Genomic DNA, 17,714 nt, shown 5'->3' with positions numbered 1-17,714 from the left:
TACAAAGTCATATTATAGAACTTGCCCATATGAATACTGGTTTGATAAATCGTTTCATCAAATCTAGACTCAATTTCTACATGAAATGAATAAGCTAATTTTAAAGACTTTGCTTTCTTTTTCTTAACACGTTTTATTCCCATTATTTACCTCCTCTTAACTATGATTATACATCATAATCTCAAAAGAAGCAAACGTTTGTTCGATGTTGTTTTATTACACATAGTATGCCTTTTCAAAGTTGATTTTATATCAATAAGTGCATTTGTAATATCGTTCCACTACAATAATGATGAGTATTTTCAAGGCATACAATCATGTTTAGAAATTTTAGATCAATACAATCTCCTAAGCAATAAAAAAGATTTCATTCTTTCGTCGAAGCTGACAATAACCTCTTCACAGAAAGCTTGAATAAGTGTAGGTTCTCCTGAACTTACAACAATAAAATCATCCCCACCTATATGACCTAAAAAGCTTGAATAAGGCATATAACGATCAATGGCCTTCTGTAAAACTTCAGATGTCATCTTGAGAACCTGATTCCCCCTTTCAAAGCCATAAACATCATTATAAACCTTGAAGTTATTTAAATCAGCATAAATGACACAGGATGATCTTTCAGTCTCAAGAAGACTGGTCATCACTCTGTTGATTATAGGATTACCCGGTAATCCTGTTAATGGGTTGAGTTCTCTTGCATGGTTTTTCTCATAATTAATTGCATAGTCTAATAAATCACTCATTGTTATGATACCAGCATAGTCATGCCCCTTGAGTACAACAATATCATCGTATAAAGATTCTGCATCTCTTTTTAAAGCTTTATTGGCAACTTCTAGAATAGAATCATAATAATCAACAACCATGGGAGACTTATTGACAATCAAGTCAATGGGTCTATGGGAATAGACCGAATAGCCAAATTGCTTGGCAAAGGCCTTGTTGATTTCTCTTAGAAAAACCAACCCGATAAGTCGCTTATTTTCTACAATAGGAATACTTTTCAGTTGGCTCAAGTTCATGCACTCAAAGACATCACGGCACCTTGTATCCGATGGAAATTGACACCTTTCCTTGATCAAATGATGGATAAAATGATATTCCTCGCTGTAATTTACAACTTGATGGATCAACTTGTTTTCTCTTTCTATTACATTTAATACATTCGGTGATAATGGCTTTATCTCTTGACTAGGCCTCTGTATATAATAGCCCTGACCATAATCTACACCCATGCCAATTAAGGTTTTTAACTCATCCATAGTCTCCACGCCTTCAGCAATGGTCTTCATATCAGCCAATCTTGCGATTTCTACGAATGACTTGACAATGGCCTGCTTAAACTTGTCTCTTTCTATATGACGGATAAAATCCATGTCTATCTTTAAGAACTTAGGATAAACCTCATACAAGGTCTTGAGTCCTGAGTAGCCAGCACCAGCATCGTCTAGGGCTATATGGTAGCCTTGATCCTTATAATGATCCAGTATAATTTTGAAATCCTGATAGGACTCTATAGCAGTTCTTTCTGTTAGCTCAAGTACAATATCATCAGGTGACACACCATAAGCTTTTAGACGTTCTTTTGTAAAACCTGACTTAAATTTACTATCTTTGATCACATTCGGGTCTACATTTAAAAAGAGCTTATATTTATCCGTAAAAGTTGCTTGTTCTATGGCCTTTACCCTTAAGAGCTGTTCTAGTTCCCAGGTCTTGTTCAAAAGTTTCGCAACCGACAGTAAAACAAGAGGTGAATTCAGCAAAGAATTTTCAGGTCCGCGACTCAAGGCCTCAAAAGCATAAATCCTTCCCGATTTCATATCCACAATTGGCTGAAAGAGTGTTGTAACACGTCCTTCTTCTAATACCTTGTTAAACTCCAAGACCATACTCTGGTTGATTGTTACTGGTTCCATACACACTACCTCCATTAGCATAATAACGGACCAATGTTAATGGCCTGTAAAGACCACCTTAATCTTTCTTTAAGTTTTAAGATTTTATGTTAAATGATTCAAATCCGCCTTGAAGCAAAAGTATACATGCATATAATGAAGTCAAGGAGGCAATATGAAATTTTTTATAAGCTTAAATGAACTGAGAAGGTTAAATGAACCTAAACTGCAAATCGAAATGTTAAGTCAGATGGGGTTTTATGAACTGGTAGATGGCATTGAGATCAACGCCAACCTAGATGATCCTTTAGAGGTTATCAGACTTTATGAATATGCAGATATATTAGATCAAAACGATAAGTCCATCCAAATTCATGTACAGGCTGTTTTTTCAAATCACTACAATGATTATGACTATTTATCTAATGCCTTAAGCATCTACGGTAAACTTGCTGACCGATTAAAAACAAGACTCATCGTTGTGATTCATTCTGTTGAACATGAGGCTATTGATGTGGCTGAATACAGAACTTTAAAACTTCTAGATAAGCTTTATGCCCTAAGAACGGTTTATCAATACGATCTAGATTTTGTCATCGAGAATTTAATCAGACCAAGAATGGATTCTACAAATCTTTATAGAATTCTTAACAAATACAAAACACCTTTTTGTTGGGATGTAGGTCATGCCATTATGAATGGTTATGAACCGCTTCTTCCTCTAGAGGATACTCGACAACTTAAAAACGTTCATCTTCATGATGTCAATCAAACAGATCATCAGCCTTTTATCTATGGCAAAACGGATTACTATAAAATCATTTCATATCTGAAGAAGAATAACTACAGGGGCGCTATTGTTATAGAAATTGCCTATGACAATCTTAGAGGCAGTAATCTATCAGATAAATTAGAAGACTACCTTTGTCAGGTAGCCTTAGTTAAAAATGCTTATGAAACTATATCGTCTTTAAATTATCCTCCGGCAGTTAAAAAAGCCATTCTATAAGCCTCAACTATTTTTTCAGCTTGATCACCTTCCACGACAATGCTTGTGGATGGAATCCTAATAGACCCCATCAGTCTATCAGGATTTTTTATTAGGCGGACATTTTCTTTATCTTTAAAATAGGCTTCTAGGTCCTTAAATGGTATAGAACTGTCTACGGTCATTTGCTCTCCTTAAAAAGAAAACACTCAAAAGAGTGTTATTTCTTAAACTTATTTGGTGTGTTTACAACTAAGACTTTTACATTTTTACTTGTGCAGTTTGTCCAGTTGTGAGGTTTTCTTGAATCAAAGTGCATGGCATCACCAGGATACAACTGATGAATTTCATTATCCAAGTTGACTGTTAAAATCCCCTCTAATACATATACAAATTCTTCCCCATCATGACCATAAGGATCATTGGCTTCCTCTTCACAGTTAGGAAGAATCACCTGTAATCTCGGCAGCATGTCCATGGTGTCAGGATTAAGTGTTAAATGGTAATCGATAAACTGAGAATTCTTAATGGTAAAAACCTCTTGCTCATAAGATCTTAAAACTTTTCTTTCACGCTTTTTAGGCATTGTAAAGAAATAAGACAAGTCTGCATCTAGAGCTTTAGCGATTGTATCTAGAGATGAAATCGCAACAGACGTAACCCCTCTTTCGATTTGTGATAAGAAACCAATTGAAAGATTGGTCTTTTGACTGAGTTCCTTTAGGGTCAACTCCTTCATCGTTCTAAGCGCTTTTAATTTACTACCTATATCGTTTACCATGTAACCTCCTAAAAACCTTTATGTTCTGTTCTATTAATAATTTCGTCCTGTAAGGCTCTGCTTAAATGGTTAAAGTAGTCACTGTATCCTGCAACACGTACGATTAATTCCTCGAAGTCTTCTGGATTTTCCTGCGCCTGTTTCAATAAGTCTGCACGTACCACATTAAACTGAATGTGATGACCGTCCATTCTGAAATAGGATCTTACCAAAGATGCCAGTGATCCTATGGCACTTTCAGTTTCTAATAAATCTGGCGTAAACTTCTGATTTAAAAGTGTACCGCCAGTTTTAAGATGATCCATCTTTGCAACCGACTTAATGACAGCTGTTGGGCCGTTTCTGTCACCACCCTTTGTTGGAGAAATCCCCTCTGAAAGCGGTAGTCCACTAAAACGACCATCTGGTGTTGCACCAATAACTGAACCAAAAAATACATGACATGTTGTTGGAAGCATATTGATTCGATAATGACCGCCTATAGGATTCTCTCGACCATTTACTTGATGATAAAACTCATCAAATACAGATTTCATCAGATCATCTACATAGTCATCATCGTTACCATATTTACGCGTCTTATTGAATAAGAGTGCTCTTTCATAATCATGACCTTCAAAGTTCTTATCTAAAACCTGTAAAAGTTGATCCATAGATAAGGCTTGTTTTTCGAATACGTGATCTTTAATGGCAGACAAAGAATCTGATATTGTACCAATACCCACACCTTGAATATATGATGAGTTGTATCTCGCACCACCTGCATTGTAATCAACGCCTGATGTGATACAGTCATCAATGACAACAGACATAAATGGGGCTGGCATTTCATTTGCATACAATCTTCCAATAACATTAGAACCTTTAATTTTTATATCAAGGAAATACTTCAATTGTTTTTTAAATGCATCAAATAAATCATCATAAGACTTAAAGTATCTTGGGTCGCCTGTTTGAAGGCCAATTGATTTCCTTGTATACTTATCATAGCCATTATTCAGTGTAATTTCAAGAATTTTCGTCAAATTGAAGTATCCCTGAAGAATATAAGCCTCTTTACCAAATGCACCCGTCTCTACACAACCAGAACAACCACCTTCTCTGGCATCTTCTAAAGACTTGCCCATGTTTACCATTTCCTCAATTACAGCATCTGCATTAAAAATGGATGGTTGACCACGACCTTCTCTGATGACTCTCAAGGCATGTTTGATAAAACCTTCTGGATTCTTTCTAGAAAGCTGAACATTTGAACTTGGCTGAACAAGGCGCATCTCATTAATACAATCCAAGATCATATAAGACATATCGTTAACCGCATCCAAACCATCAATGGTTAAACCACCCACACCGATATTGGCAAAGTCAGTATATGTCGCTGACTCTAATAGGGTAAAGCCTACCTTTGGCGGTGCCGGTTGATTGTTAAACTTAACCCAGAACAGATTTAAAAGTTCATAGGCAAAATCTTTTGTTAAAGAACCTTCCTTAACTTCCTTCTCATAAAACGGTTGTAAATGCTGGTCTAATCTTCCTGGACTAAAGGCATCCCAAGTATTCAACTCCGTTGTAATACCAAGATGAACGAACCAGTAAGCTTGAAGGGCCTCCCAGTAATTAGTCGGTGCGTTTTCTGGTACCCTGTCACAAACTTCTGAGATTTTTATAAGTTCTCCTTTTCTTACAGGATCATCACAAGCTTCAGCCAATTCTCTAGCCTTATTCGCATGTCTTTTACCATACATGATGATGGCATCACATGTTATCAGCATAGCCTTGAGTTCTTCTCTTTTTTCATAGGCTCTTAAATCATTTGAAAAATCTAACTTATCTAAAGACGTTTGAATCTCTTCTTTGAAATCTTTAAAGCCCTTTAAGAATATCTTCTTATCAGCTACAGTATGACCAGGCGCTCTTTGTTCCATAAACTCTGTAAATACACCTGCTTCATAAGCATTAATCCACTCAGGTGTCATATTAGAAATAATCTTTGATCGCATAGATTTCTTTTCCCAATATGGGATACCGATGCTTTCTTGAAAATCATAAGCTTCTTTTTCTACTTTAAAGGAAACTTGTTTTCTCGACTGCATGACATCAAAATCTGACAGTTCATGACAACACAGTTCTGGATATGTAGGTGCACCTGCAGGTTTTGCCCCTTTCTCACCAACAATTAATTCTCCATCACCAATATAAATCGGCTTTCTTTTTAGTATCTCATAAAAAGACATGGCTCTTAAAACAGGCGTTGATACTTGACCAAAATGTTCCTTATAAACATCTGTCACATATCTTGCCCTATCTATCCAAATATGAGGCACAGCTTTTAAACTTTCTTTACGCAATCTTTTCACACGTTCTGTTAACATATTAGCCTCCTATAACAGTTTTGATTCCCTGATTTACAAAGAATGATTCTAAGCTTTCTAACGCTTCATCTGATGGTCTTTTAAAGGGTTTAAACTCATAATCATTCATCAGATGTTCATACTTATTTTCCGCATAGTTGTGGTATGGTAATAGGTTGACCTGTAATACATGGTCACTTGTGATTAATTTTTTTACTTCTTCCAAATGTTCTTTTGTATCATTGATACCTTCTAAAATAGGTAGTCTAAGGTAGATATCCTTAATCTCTATAAGCTTCTTTAAGTTATCAATAATCAGGTCATTGGCTACACCTGTCAGTTCCTTATGAATCTTTGAATCAGTATGTTTGACGTCATACAAGAACAAATCCACATAAGGCAGGATCTTGTCAAAAGAAGTCCAAGGTGCAAAACCGCAGGTATCAATGGTCACATGTAGATCATGCTGTTTGCAAAGCTTCAAAACTTCTAATAGAAAATCCACTTGCAAGAGGGGTTCGCCACCTGAAAAAGTGACACCACCACCTGATTGCTCATAAAAGACATGATCTTTCATGATTTCATCAAATAAGTCTTCTGGACTGTAAGTCCTAGAAACATACTTGAGTGCTTCAGAAGGACAAAGGTCCGGTTTTGTAAATGCATCACATGTGTTACAGCCAATGCATTTATCTTTATAAAATATTCTTTCCTGTTCTCTACTGATACTTTCAGGATTATGACACCACTGACAAGTCAAAGGACATCCCTTCATAAACACAGTCGTCCTGATACCAGGCCCATCATGCAGCGCATATTTCTGAATGCTAAATATCTCGCCTGTCATCATACTCTCCTAACTGAGTACTTGTAACTCTCTTGGGAACTTTGATAAAACTTCATACCCATCTTCTGTTACCAGCACTGTATCTTCTATTCTCATACCACCCCAACCAGGCACATAAACACCCGGTTCAATGGTCACAACATTACCTGTTTCAATTTGAGCTGTTGTTGTATTACTCATAAAAGGTCCTTCATGAATATCAAGACCTACACCATGACCGAGTCCTGGATAGTAATACTCAAGATAGTCATCAGAAATGATCTCTCTTACAACAGAGTCTGGATCCTTTGCAGAAATATTACCTTTAAGAGCCTCAATACCACCAATGGTTGCCTTTAGCATCATATCGTATAGTTCTTCCTGCTTTTGACTGGCCTTACCAATGATGAATGTTCTAGACATATCAGAATGATAACCCTTATAAAGTGCACCAAAGTCTATTTGCAAGAAGTCACCTTCTTCTAATTTTTTATCACTTGGTTTACCATGTGGTAAAGCAGTTTTTGTACCAGAAACAATGATGGTATCAAAAGATATATTGTCAGCACCATATTTCTTTAAGTTATACTCAAGTTCACCTACCAAGGCAAGTTCTGTTACACCAACCTTTATAGATGGTAGTAAAGCTTCTAAAGCCTTATCAGCAATCGAACATGCCACTCTTATGTTTTCAACTTCATCACTTGTCTTAACGGCTCTGAATTTTTCTATCAAGCCCACTCTTGATTCTAAAGTGATTTCTAACTTATGATGATCAATGGCATTTTTCAAGTTGGTATACTGGTTAAAAGTATAATCATTGCCATTAAAAATCAGTTTTTTAATACCAAACTTCTTTAAGTAATGTAAAATGGTATCCGGATCTGGCCTTTTAGGATTATGCCATTTTGTTACTTCAAAGCCTGGGCATTCATTTCTTGCTTGCTCATCGTATCTGCCATCTGTCATAAAAACTTGGCCCTCATGAGACAGTATCAGGTAAGCTGCTTCTCCAGTATATCCAGACATATATTTTACATTGGATTCGTTGCTGACTAATAAAGCTTGGCCTTTTACTATATTTTCTTGCTCTAACAAACGTTTAATTCGCGACATTTTCACTTCTCCTTATAATTATTATACTCATACTACAATTATAAATAGATAAACACTTATATTCAAGTGTTTTGGACATATATATTTAACTTTTAGTAAAAAAATATATCTTCTTTTTACTTGTGTGTAAAATTATTATAGATAATAAGCCTTTTACTGCACAAAAATAAGGTATGATTTTACTAAAATCATACCTTACATCTTATGCTATTTAATTACAAGTAAAAGATCATCATCATCAAAACAAACACTTTCATTCTTATTGGGGTTGATGTCCACCTGCATCAAACCACCTTCTCTAGTGATATAACCTATTAAAATGATGTTTTTCATCAAACACTTTCTTGCTACTTCAAAAACGGTTTGGTCTATTGTGCCTACTATGTCTGCTGCTAAAACAGCACCTACCCTATTACCGACTTCTAAAAGTTGTTCCTCAACCTTTAATGTCATATTGTCCTTATCTAAAAGCGACAAGGCAACATTTCTACACTTATCATTTTCAATGACCAAGTCCACATAATCTATTTCATAGGCAAACTTAACATCTTGAGCAGAGTTAATGACAGCAGAAACCACATAATTATGTTTCTTCCTATTATATAAAGCATCTAAATATGCCAGACACTCTAAACATAAGTCATCATTTTGGTCATCTGATAAGTCAGCATAACCTGTAAAAACAACCATTTGAGGTGGATGACTCTTAAAGACACTGTCTATGTCTTCGTAGAGTCTACTTTGACTGACTGTTTTAGTTGTCACTTTTGATTTGGATAAGTCCTCTATGAGCTTGTCTTGTTTATCACCTATCATCAAAAGTCTATGGACCGATTCTTTTACAAAAGGCAGGGCCTTGTGATGATTCTCATATGACAGCTTTTTATCTAAACCATTGAAATCCGGTTTTGTATTAGAATCCATTAGAAGTATAAGACGATCCTCTTTTTCTACAATCGTTTTTCTGTCTGGATTTAAAAGTATCTGCCCTTTTCGCTCTAGACCGATGACTGTAGAATAGGAAAAGCCGCCTGCGATTTTACCAAACTCTTTGCCGATAGTCTTTCTAACTTCCTCTAAAGATATGACAAGGTCACCTTCTGCCCCCATCAGATTACCATACAACTTCAAGTATTCTTTTAAATCAAGCGCCCTGAACAAGGCATCAAACTCAAGGTTTTGTCTGTAGTAAATCGACATTCTATCACCAAAGGTCTGTTTGGCCATGCCACCCATATCAGACATGAGGACGATATCAATATCTCTATATCTCTCAGCCTTTAAAATTGAGTTTACAAGCATGGCTATTCTTAAGCTTTCTTCTTTTTTATCTCCTATTATAACCACTGAAGAAGCTTGTGTAATACCGATATTCATCAAGGTGTTTTTACTAGACAATTCCCCTGACCGACAGACAATATTCGAAACCGACGTCATAAGACCATACTCTGAAATCTCATCCTCAACGACCTTTCTAGACAACTTAGAAACAATCACAATGTTTAGATCCTTCTTCTTCTGGAACTTGATCAAGTTATCCAGAATCTTTAGGGTATCTTCACAAAATCCTATAAAGATAATATGGTCTCTTTCTAATATTTTCGAATTACCTTCTCTAAGCTTTTCTATCCTAGACGAAAAAGCACCAGAGATCATACCTATAAAGGTAGAAATCAAACCTAAACCAAGAATGGTTGCTATGGTTGTGATCAAAACAAACTTAGCATTGTTAGAGTCAGGATCTGTCGCCACATTACCTGGATCAAGAACCCTCATAAAAGATAACCAAAGCATTTTGGTAACAGAGCCATCCGTAACCTCGGGCGTTTCAATCATTAAGATGACAGAAACTGTGACTATAACAATAAAACCGATAAAAAGAAGAAGGCCTGTAATGGCGATATTGCCATAAGACATAAAACGATCAAACCTATAAGACATTTTTTCCTGTAGGGTCTTTTCATTTGAAAAACGCTCTAATTGTTCTTCTTCATCTAAAAATACAAATCTGGCATTCTTTCTTACTGCGTTTGTAAACAAGAGTGTAAACAACAAGTACATTGTAAACTCATATGAGAAAGAACCTATGAAGCCCAAGAGCGAATTGTATATGGCAAAATACTCTTTTAAGAACAAAATAATGATGGGATAGATGATGTATAAAAACTTTAGTCTGGACTTATTTTCGATCTTTCTTACAAGAAAATAGGCCATTACCATCATATAAGTTAGAGGTATAATGATGGCTGAAGCCGTTCTAAGTAAGGACTGTATCCCATCCTCAAACAAACCTATCACAATAAGATTGGAAATACCGATACCAATCCCTATACTGAGCGAATAGATAACAATATCAAATCTGTTGATGTAATGTTCAGACTTTAGAACACGTCTAAATATGATGCGGTACATACCAAGAACTACAAGTACCGAATATGCCAAAGAGTAAAGTATCTCCCATTCACTAAAATAAATCTCCACCCTAAGCTCTATGAACATCAACTTTAAAAACATATATATAATTGTAAGAATCAAATTGTAAACAGCACCCTTTACAATCAACTCAACATTGATCTTATCGTCATAAATCAACCTTTGTCTGGAAACAATGTACTTGTATAAGAAGACCGAAACCAGTCCTGATAAGAAAATCAACAATATCATTTGCAATGTATTCATAATCCCTCCCCATTTCTACCCATTATAACATAGAGCCCATTTATGGCTGAAAAAAAAGCTGATCAATTAATCAGCTCTTAACCTATAGATTCTTTTTCAACCTTAATCTGCTTAAGTGGTACTGCTAGGCTAACCTCATTGGCTTCTAAAATCTCCATAATCTTAAAGTTTGTATCTTCAGCAATAGATAGATACTCCCCCCATATGGAAGTATTTGAAAAATAATAGAGGAAGATATTCAGTGAAGATTCCCCAAACTTGTTGAACTTAACAAATATGGTTTCATTATGAACACCCTTATGCTCTATCAGCATATCTTCAATATCTTTTACCACTTTTTTAACCGAATCAATTGGTGTATCGATATGTATCTTAAGTTCATAAGAGATACGACGGATATTTCTCTTTGAATAGTTGATGATATTGGAATCAGCCACCCTTGAGTTGGGTACTGTAACAATGGACTTGTTAAACTTTCTAATCTTAGTTGATCTGAAGTTAATGTCTTCAACAGTACCTTCTACATCACCAACTATGATCCAGTCACCAATTGTAAAAGGCTTCTCTGTTATAAGAACCGCACCACCAAACATATTGGCTAAGGTATCTTTTGCAGCTAAGGCAAAAGCCAAACCACCAATACCCAGTCCTGCTACAAAGGTGCCTACATCAAAGCCCCATGTATCAGCAACAATAGCCAGTGTGACAATAAAGATGATGAGTCTAAATAGCTTCGTCATAAACGGAATCATAAGCTTATCGATCTCAATGTCAAAGGCCTTCATAATATCTGAAAACAATGTATTGGATTCATCAGTTGCATTGTAAACTGCCCAGGCAAAGAAGACAATAATTGCAGAAGCATATGCGTTCAGTGCAAATGTGTTAAAGCCTCCTATTTTATCACCTAAAAGATAGTCAAAGTCAATGATGTGATAGACAATGTATAAAACGGTTGCATTCATGACCATTCTAAAAGGTCTTTTTGTTACCTTTATAAAGATATCGTCTAACTGAGTCTTTGTTTTACTAGCACGCTTGTGAATGAAATTCTCAAACATACCCAACACTTTTTTTCTAAATAACCTATAAAGTAAAAGCACCAACAAGCCAATCAAAAGGGATTGGGTGAAGTTATGATGCCATAATTCAATCATCTTTTCCATAAGTCCTCCTGAATCACTATTTTACACGAAATTTACTAAAAATAAAAGTAGTTAACCTTAACATAAAACTATTTAAACAAGGTAAAAGAAAAACCTCTAAGCAGACCTTGCTGCTGAGAGGTTTATTCATCACTGCCTATAAAGTTAAAAGCCATACACCTAATACCAAGAATATCAGTGCCCATACATAGAAGAATATCTCTGTACCCTTATCACCCATATGTTTGATAAAAAACTGTATTTTTTTCAGTTTCCAGATTGCTTCTGGTTTTAAAACAGCTAGGACAATTACCATCACTGCATAAAGTATTGCTAAAATTCCCCATATCATCATAATAAGTCCCTCCACTTCTTTAACTATTCTAAACCTTTTCTAATTCTTGGCGCCAACAAGATAAATACCACACCTGATATAGCCAATACAATGCCTGCATATTTGAGCACATCCATCCATGAGCCATTGTTTGATAAGACTAAATCATTGCCCTTGTAAGTCCAATAGAAAGGTATCCAGTAAAATAAAAATTGCCATTTATCTGCAAGTAATTCTTCTCCAGCAATAGATCCTATTAAAGGTAAAAATAGCATCTTCATATTACCCGCAGCATTCATTACATCATCGTTGTTGATGCCTTCAATAAATCCAACCAAAACACTGATGATACCTGACGTTAAAATCATGATGACAGCATGGAAGAAGTTGATCTCCCAAAAGCCTGTAATCAACAATATTAAGATTGAACCCAAGAGTGGTACAAAAATACCTATCATACTTTTCCCAGCTATAAAACCAAGCCTTGATACAGGTGATAAATGTATAGCCGAGATTGTATTATCAGTCTTTTCTTCAACGATGTTCAAAGCAATGATCATACCTCCAAGCACGGAACAAAGCATCATTGAAGCATTCACCATAATCTTTTTAAGAGGTGGTATGTCTCTTCCATAATCTTTGATTTCAGCAATGGATTCATCTGTCCTAATTTCGTAATAATCAAAAGAAGTTAAGTTCTTTACATAATCAACAACAAAATCAGGCTCATTACCTTGAGTTAAAAGATAGTAGTCACCAGATTGATCTGGCAGTACCGCTACTATATTGTCTCTTTTTTCTACCCTTTCTTCTATTTCTTCAAGACTAGCCAGCAATTCTACTTTTGCAAACTGTTTAAAATATTCACTTTGTGCTGGATTTTCATTTTCCAGAAGAACAATTTCTACCGTTGTATCGTTGATACCGGGTGAAAATATGTTAATCATTACAGCGAATATAATAGGTACAACAATGATATACAGCGTCATAAAGTTTCTTACACTGGTTTTCAAATCTCTCAGAAATACCAAGTAAATTTTCTTTAACATGGTTTACACTCCTTCACAGAGATAATGTTTTCTTAAATCGATAGTTAGCCAGAATAAATATACTAAGGCCAAGAGTTAAGAATGCTAATGAGGCAACAAGTACATAGGTGACGTTGCCGTTAACAGAGATGGTTTCTTTGAAACTTTGGAGCATCACATAACTCGGAATAACCTTTACCCAGTCAGGATCCCAGCTTGGCGTGAAGTAGGAGATGTTAGGCATAATCATAATGACGATAACAACATACATACCACCAAAGGCTTCTACGATGTCCTTATAAAAGGAAGTCATAAACAAGCCTAGTGATGCTGCAAAGAAACCTGATGCAATAATAAAGAGAATCATCAGAAAATAGTTCGGTTGAGTACCCATCACCGGTACAGCAATAATCAAAGTCGTTATGATACTGGTCAGGATAATAACACCTATCTTACTGAGCAAGTAATGCCAAACAGACGATGCTGTTATTGCATAGGCTTTTATAATGCCTTCACTCTTATCTAAAAAGATATAAGCCGCTATGATGAACAAACTCATCAAACTGCCGTTAAAGGTCAAAAATACCGGTATCATATTCTCTTTATCACTTAAAGGCTCTGAATCCTGATAGAGTTTTCTCACCTCAATATTGTTAGAAAAATCTTCAATGACATCGTGACCAGCCAATCGATTGTGATAGACCAATAAAAGATTTTTTAGTTTCTCTGTTTCATATCCCTGCATGTAATAAGAGTGAACAATTTGATTGTCTTCGTTAATTCTTACATGAACAGCTGGCACTCTTTCTACATTTGAAAATGAATCTAATGCTTCTTTACTTTCTAATATATATATTTTTGATTCTTCTGTTTCATAAAGTGTCGCAGGATACATTTGATTATCTGCTTCAACTTCTAACCGTTCAGCAACTTCGTCCAAATCCTCATCTAACAGATTTTTTTTATACCTCTCCTGAATCACTTCAGGTGTATCAAGATACAGATACTGTTTACTTTTACTATCAAAATCCTCAGGGATAACAAATACCAAAAGAAGTAGTAGTATCACTGCCATTGCCAACTCAACATAGAAGTACCAACTTTTCGAAGAAAGAATCAATTCTTTTGAAAAACTGTACCATAGTTTCATCTAGACGAGACCCCTTCCTGTCACTTTAATAAAGATTTCTTCTAAAGTAGCTTCCTTGGTATGCATGGTCTGTATATCATACTTGTTCAAGACCTCTACCATTCTGTCTTTTTCTTCTTGTACAACTGTAGAGAAGGTATCCTTTATAAGTTCACCATCTTTTAAGTACTCTACCTCTACAAGCTTCTCACCATATTTCAGTTTTAAAGCTTTAGGCGAATCAATCAATCTGATTTTACCATCTACAATAAAGGCAACCCTATCACAGAGTTCATCTGCAATGTACATGTTGTGCGTTGTTAAGAAGATGGTGACACCCTTCTTGTTTTCCGCTCTAATGATGTCCTTTATTTGCGAGGCAATTGCAGGGTCTAGACCTGTCGTTGGCTCATCTAAAAACCACATTTCAGGATTGTTGACCATAGATCTTGCAAAGGTCAGTCTATGTTTCATACCTTTTGAGTATTTGCCCGCCTTGATGTTTTCTTTGCCTTCAAGACCTACCATTTTAATAAGGTCCATTGGATTTCTGGTTTCCACATCAAATAACTTTCTATAAAACTCTAAATTTTCTAAACCTGACATCTTGTTATAAACATTAGACTGTTCAAATGACATTCCTATCTTGTTGAACATCTTGTTTTTAATCTCTTTTACATCGTAACCAGCTACTTCTACTTCACCTTTTTGAAGTTGCAAAAGACCTACAAGAATGTTTTGAGTCGTTGATTTTCCAGCACCAGAAGGTCCTAAAAAACCAAAGATCTCACCTTTTTTTATTTCAAAGGTTACATCAGTAACTGAATAATTATCATCGTTACTATATGAATGGTACAGATTTTTCACTTTAATCATCACTTCATTATCATTCATAATAAGCTCCTCATCCATTTATTCTTCAGTTTCCTCCTGATAGTTCAGGATAACCTCTTCGCCTACTAACAAGCCACTAACCACTTCCACATCACCATTAATCATGATGCCAGTTGTAATGACTTTCTCAACCACTTCTCCCTCTTCAAGGACACCTACATAAACTTTTGAATCCTTATAGATCAAAGCGCCTTTTGGTACAACAAGTGCTTGTCTTTTTTCTTCAATCATCACTCGGGTATTTAGTTCTAAACCGAATGGTAAGTCATTAGCTTGGTCTTTTAAGCCAATCTCTACTCGCTGTCTATTTTCTTCTACAGCAAGTTCTGATAAAGTGATAAAAGCCGTTGGATATACTTTATCAACTTTCAAATTCTCAATGACAATATTCATATCTAAATCGTTAACTTCTGCTGGTAAGGCTTCTTTAATAAGGAGGGCATCTTCTACCATAAAGTCTACGTTAATAACTTTTTCTGTCGGGTCTTGAATCTCAAGAATCGCCATACCAGGCATAGGAATATCACCTACAAATGTATGAACCTGAGTTACAATACCATCCACATCTGCATAAACCGCATACTTGTCTTTACTAGATTCTAGTATTTCCAATGAAATCAAGAGAACATCTATATCAGCTTCATATTTTTCTCTTACATGTTCAGAGATCTCTTTTGAAACCTGGTTGTAATTATTCCTTGCAACATTTAAGCTGTTTTGATAGTTCTTAATCTCTTCATCTGCCCTCTCAAGTTCCACTAAAGTTGCAGCCCCATTGTCATAAAGCACTTGAACTCTTTCCTTGTTCTTCTTGGCATTATCCAATAGGCTACTGACTCTAGAAATCTCAATTCTAGCAGATGATATGGTTTCAACATCAGTACCTGACAGCAAATCCTTATAAGTAGCTTCTACACCTTCAATCTGCTTTTTCACCTTTTGAATTTCAAGATCGATGTTGTTTTCATATTTAATCAGTAGTTGCCCCTTTGTAACAGAATCACCTATCTCTAACGAGAAAGACTCAACCTTGTTAAGACCGTTGCCATAATACTTTCTTATATTTCTTGAAGAGACTGTTCCGACATCACCTACATACTTGCCGATTTCTGTCTCTACTACCTGAGTCGTATTGTACTTTGCACCAATGTTACCTGTTGTCAAAACAAAGAATAATCCAACACCTATTACCGCAAATACCAACAATACAATAATTAACTTCTTATTCATAGGACCTCCATACTCAGCTGGTCTGCTGTTCTAATTTTCTTATATTTTTTTATATTATACCCACCTATCATGAGACAAACACATTGATTAGGTTTAAATCAAAAGTAAATATAAATCATTATAAGTTAAGTCATATTACAACCCCTACTTATAAAAGGCTTTTCTTAATATCTCCATATACTTATTGATCTCCTCTACCTGATAGGCCATATCCTTTTCTTCAGAGAAGTTGATGTTTTCGCCAAATTTCTCAATGGTCCATCTTATGATCTCCATGGCTCTTTTAACATCAATATCTTCCTTAAATAAAGTGTAATCAATATTTTCAAAGTAAACCTTTTGAAAAAGATCCAAGTTATAAGCCTTTGATTTTTCAAGTAAAACCTCATAGGACATTTCCCTCAACAATTTAACTGAAAAGTCATACAATTTAGGATAAACCTGCATGATGTTCATTTTAATGATGGCTATATCTCGTATCCTTACAAAGAAGTCACTGTCCATATCATCTAATTTATCTTTTATGGAATTACCTATTGTGATAAAGACAAACTCTACCAAGTAGTCATAAAGTTCTTTCTTGCTTGAAAAATAATGATACAAGAGCCCCTTTGAAACCTTAGCTCTTTTTACAATCATATTGGTGGAAGCTTTTTCAAAATCATTAATCGAAAACTCTTCAAGTGCAGCATTTATGATTCTATCTCTTTTTTCTAAATCCGATGCTTTAAAGACGACATCCATACTTATCACCTCCATACCGACCACTATGGTCAATTTAAGTATAACACAGACCGACCACTTTGGTCAAGTTAAACCGACCGTATCGGTCAGCCTACTCAAAAGCACTTTATTACTAATTATTTCACAGTTCGTAGAACATTGATAAGGACTAAGGAAATTAAATATTACTTTTCTATATATTAACAACATAAAGCTTGACATACATATAGTTAAATGTTAGGGTGTAGATGAGGTTTAAATTAGAAGTGAATGTTTTACCCGATATATCTGAATTAGAGTTACCAGTGTATTCTCCTAATTAAGACATACGTGAAAATGATTTACGGAGATTTAAAAAAACATGAATCAATATAGGAGGTACTCATGACTGGTACAGTAAAATGGTTTAACGCTGAAAAAGGATTTGGATTTATTACAGGTGAAGATGGACAAGACGTATTCGCTCACTTCTCTCAAATCAACATTGATGGTTTCAAAACTTTAGAAGAAGGCCAAAAGGTTTCTTTTGACGTAACTCAAGGACAAAAAGGTCCTCAAGCTGAAAACATCACAGTTGTTGGCTAATTAA

At 35.3% G+C, this 17,714-nt stretch carries 16 protein-coding genes; 2 read left to right on the top strand and 14 right to left on the bottom strand.

Features of this window, described 5'->3' with window-relative positions:
• Positions 1–335: 335 nt before the first annotated feature.
• Entirely contained in the window at positions 336–1,922 is a 1,587-nt protein-coding gene (locus tag EZV73_RS26025) for a GGDEF domain-containing protein (protein WP_240843420.1), read from the bottom strand.
• A 154-nt stretch (positions 1,923–2,076) separates the two neighbouring features.
• Here EZV73_RS26025 and EZV73_RS26020 point away from each other — a divergent pair, with 154 nt between their 5' ends.
• On the top strand, positions 2,077–2,910 hold the full coding sequence (locus EZV73_RS26020; protein ID WP_240843419.1) for a sugar phosphate isomerase/epimerase: 834 nt from the start codon (positions 2,077–2,079) through the stop codon (positions 2,908–2,910).
• Here the strand turns inward: EZV73_RS26020 and EZV73_RS26015 are convergent.
• From EZV73_RS26015 to EZV73_RS25955, 13 genes are all read right to left on the bottom strand, one after another.
• Complete coding sequence (locus EZV73_RS26015) at positions 2,877–3,074, bottom strand: hypothetical protein (protein WP_240843418.1); 198 nt, start codon at positions 3,072–3,074, stop codon at positions 2,877–2,879. The genes EZV73_RS26020 and EZV73_RS26015 overlap by 34 nt on opposite strands.
• A 35-nt stretch (positions 3,075–3,109) precedes the next feature.
• The gene (locus tag EZV73_RS26010; protein ID WP_240843417.1) at positions 3,110–3,670 is read right to left on the bottom strand and encodes a helix-turn-helix domain-containing protein; all 561 of its coding nucleotides are present in this window, start codon (positions 3,668–3,670) and stop codon (positions 3,110–3,112) included.
• Between the two features lie 8 nt (positions 3,671–3,678).
• Positions 3,679–6,042 (bottom strand): trans-4-hydroxy-L-proline dehydratase, encoded by a 2,364-nt coding sequence (gene hypD / locus EZV73_RS26005; protein ID WP_240843416.1) that lies wholly within the window; start codon positions 6,040–6,042, stop codon positions 3,679–3,681.
• Position 6,043: 1 nt separating this feature from the next.
• Positions 6,044–6,868 (bottom strand): glycyl-radical enzyme activating protein, encoded by an 825-nt coding sequence (locus EZV73_RS26000; protein WP_240843415.1) that lies wholly within the window; start codon positions 6,866–6,868, stop codon positions 6,044–6,046.
• Between the two features lie 9 nt (positions 6,869–6,877).
• Positions 6,878–7,963 carry a Xaa-Pro peptidase family protein gene (locus EZV73_RS25995; protein ID WP_240843413.1) on the bottom strand — a complete coding sequence of 362 codons (1,086 nt, stop codon included), beginning with the start codon at positions 7,961–7,963 and terminating at the stop codon, positions 6,878–6,880.
• Positions 7,964–8,170: 207 nt separating this feature from the next.
• Positions 8,171–10,642, bottom strand: coding sequence for a hypothetical protein (locus tag EZV73_RS25990; RefSeq protein WP_240843411.1), 2,472 nt, complete (start codon positions 10,640–10,642; stop codon positions 8,171–8,173).
• A gap of 77 nt (positions 10,643–10,719) precedes the next feature.
• Positions 10,720–11,808 carry a mechanosensitive ion channel family protein gene (locus EZV73_RS25985; RefSeq protein WP_240843410.1) on the bottom strand — a complete coding sequence of 363 codons (1,089 nt, stop codon included), beginning with the start codon at positions 11,806–11,808 and terminating at the stop codon, positions 10,720–10,722.
• A gap of 136 nt (positions 11,809–11,944) precedes the next feature.
• Complete coding sequence (locus EZV73_RS25980) at positions 11,945–12,142, bottom strand: hypothetical protein (protein ID WP_240843408.1); 198 nt, start codon at positions 12,140–12,142, stop codon at positions 11,945–11,947.
• 23 nt (positions 12,143–12,165) lie between these two features.
• Positions 12,166–13,170 carry an ABC transporter permease gene (locus EZV73_RS25975; protein WP_240843406.1) on the bottom strand — a complete coding sequence of 335 codons (1,005 nt, stop codon included), beginning with the start codon at positions 13,168–13,170 and terminating at the stop codon, positions 12,166–12,168.
• 13 nt (positions 13,171–13,183) lie between these two features.
• Complete coding sequence (locus tag EZV73_RS25970; protein WP_240843404.1) at positions 13,184–14,299, bottom strand: ABC transporter permease; 1,116 nt, start codon at positions 14,297–14,299, stop codon at positions 13,184–13,186.
• Positions 14,300–15,172: an ABC transporter ATP-binding protein gene (locus tag EZV73_RS25965; protein WP_240843403.1), complete on the bottom strand. Its 873-nt coding sequence runs from the start codon at positions 15,170–15,172 to the stop codon at positions 14,300–14,302.
• 18 nt (positions 15,173–15,190) lie between these two features.
• Positions 15,191–16,402, bottom strand: a complete 1,212-nt coding sequence (locus tag EZV73_RS25960; RefSeq protein WP_240843402.1) for an efflux RND transporter periplasmic adaptor subunit — start codon at positions 16,400–16,402, stop codon at positions 15,191–15,193.
• A 144-nt stretch (positions 16,403–16,546) separates the two neighbouring features.
• Positions 16,547–17,146, bottom strand: coding sequence for a TetR/AcrR family transcriptional regulator (locus EZV73_RS25955; RefSeq protein WP_240843401.1), 600 nt, complete (start codon positions 17,144–17,146; stop codon positions 16,547–16,549).
• Between the two features lie 363 nt (positions 17,147–17,509).
• Here EZV73_RS25955 and EZV73_RS25950 point away from each other — a divergent pair, with 363 nt between their 5' ends.
• On the top strand, positions 17,510–17,710 hold the full coding sequence (locus EZV73_RS25950) for a cold-shock protein (RefSeq protein ID WP_240843400.1): 201 nt from the start codon (positions 17,510–17,512) through the stop codon (positions 17,708–17,710).
• Positions 17,711–17,714: the final 4 nt, after the last annotated feature.

This window comes from Acidaminobacter sp. JC074, assembly GCF_022496765.1.
GTDB lineage: Bacteria > Bacillota > Clostridia > Peptostreptococcales > Acidaminobacteraceae > JABXKX01.
Note: the sequence above shows the minus strand (reverse complement) of the source record. Positions and strands in the feature narration are given on the sequence as shown.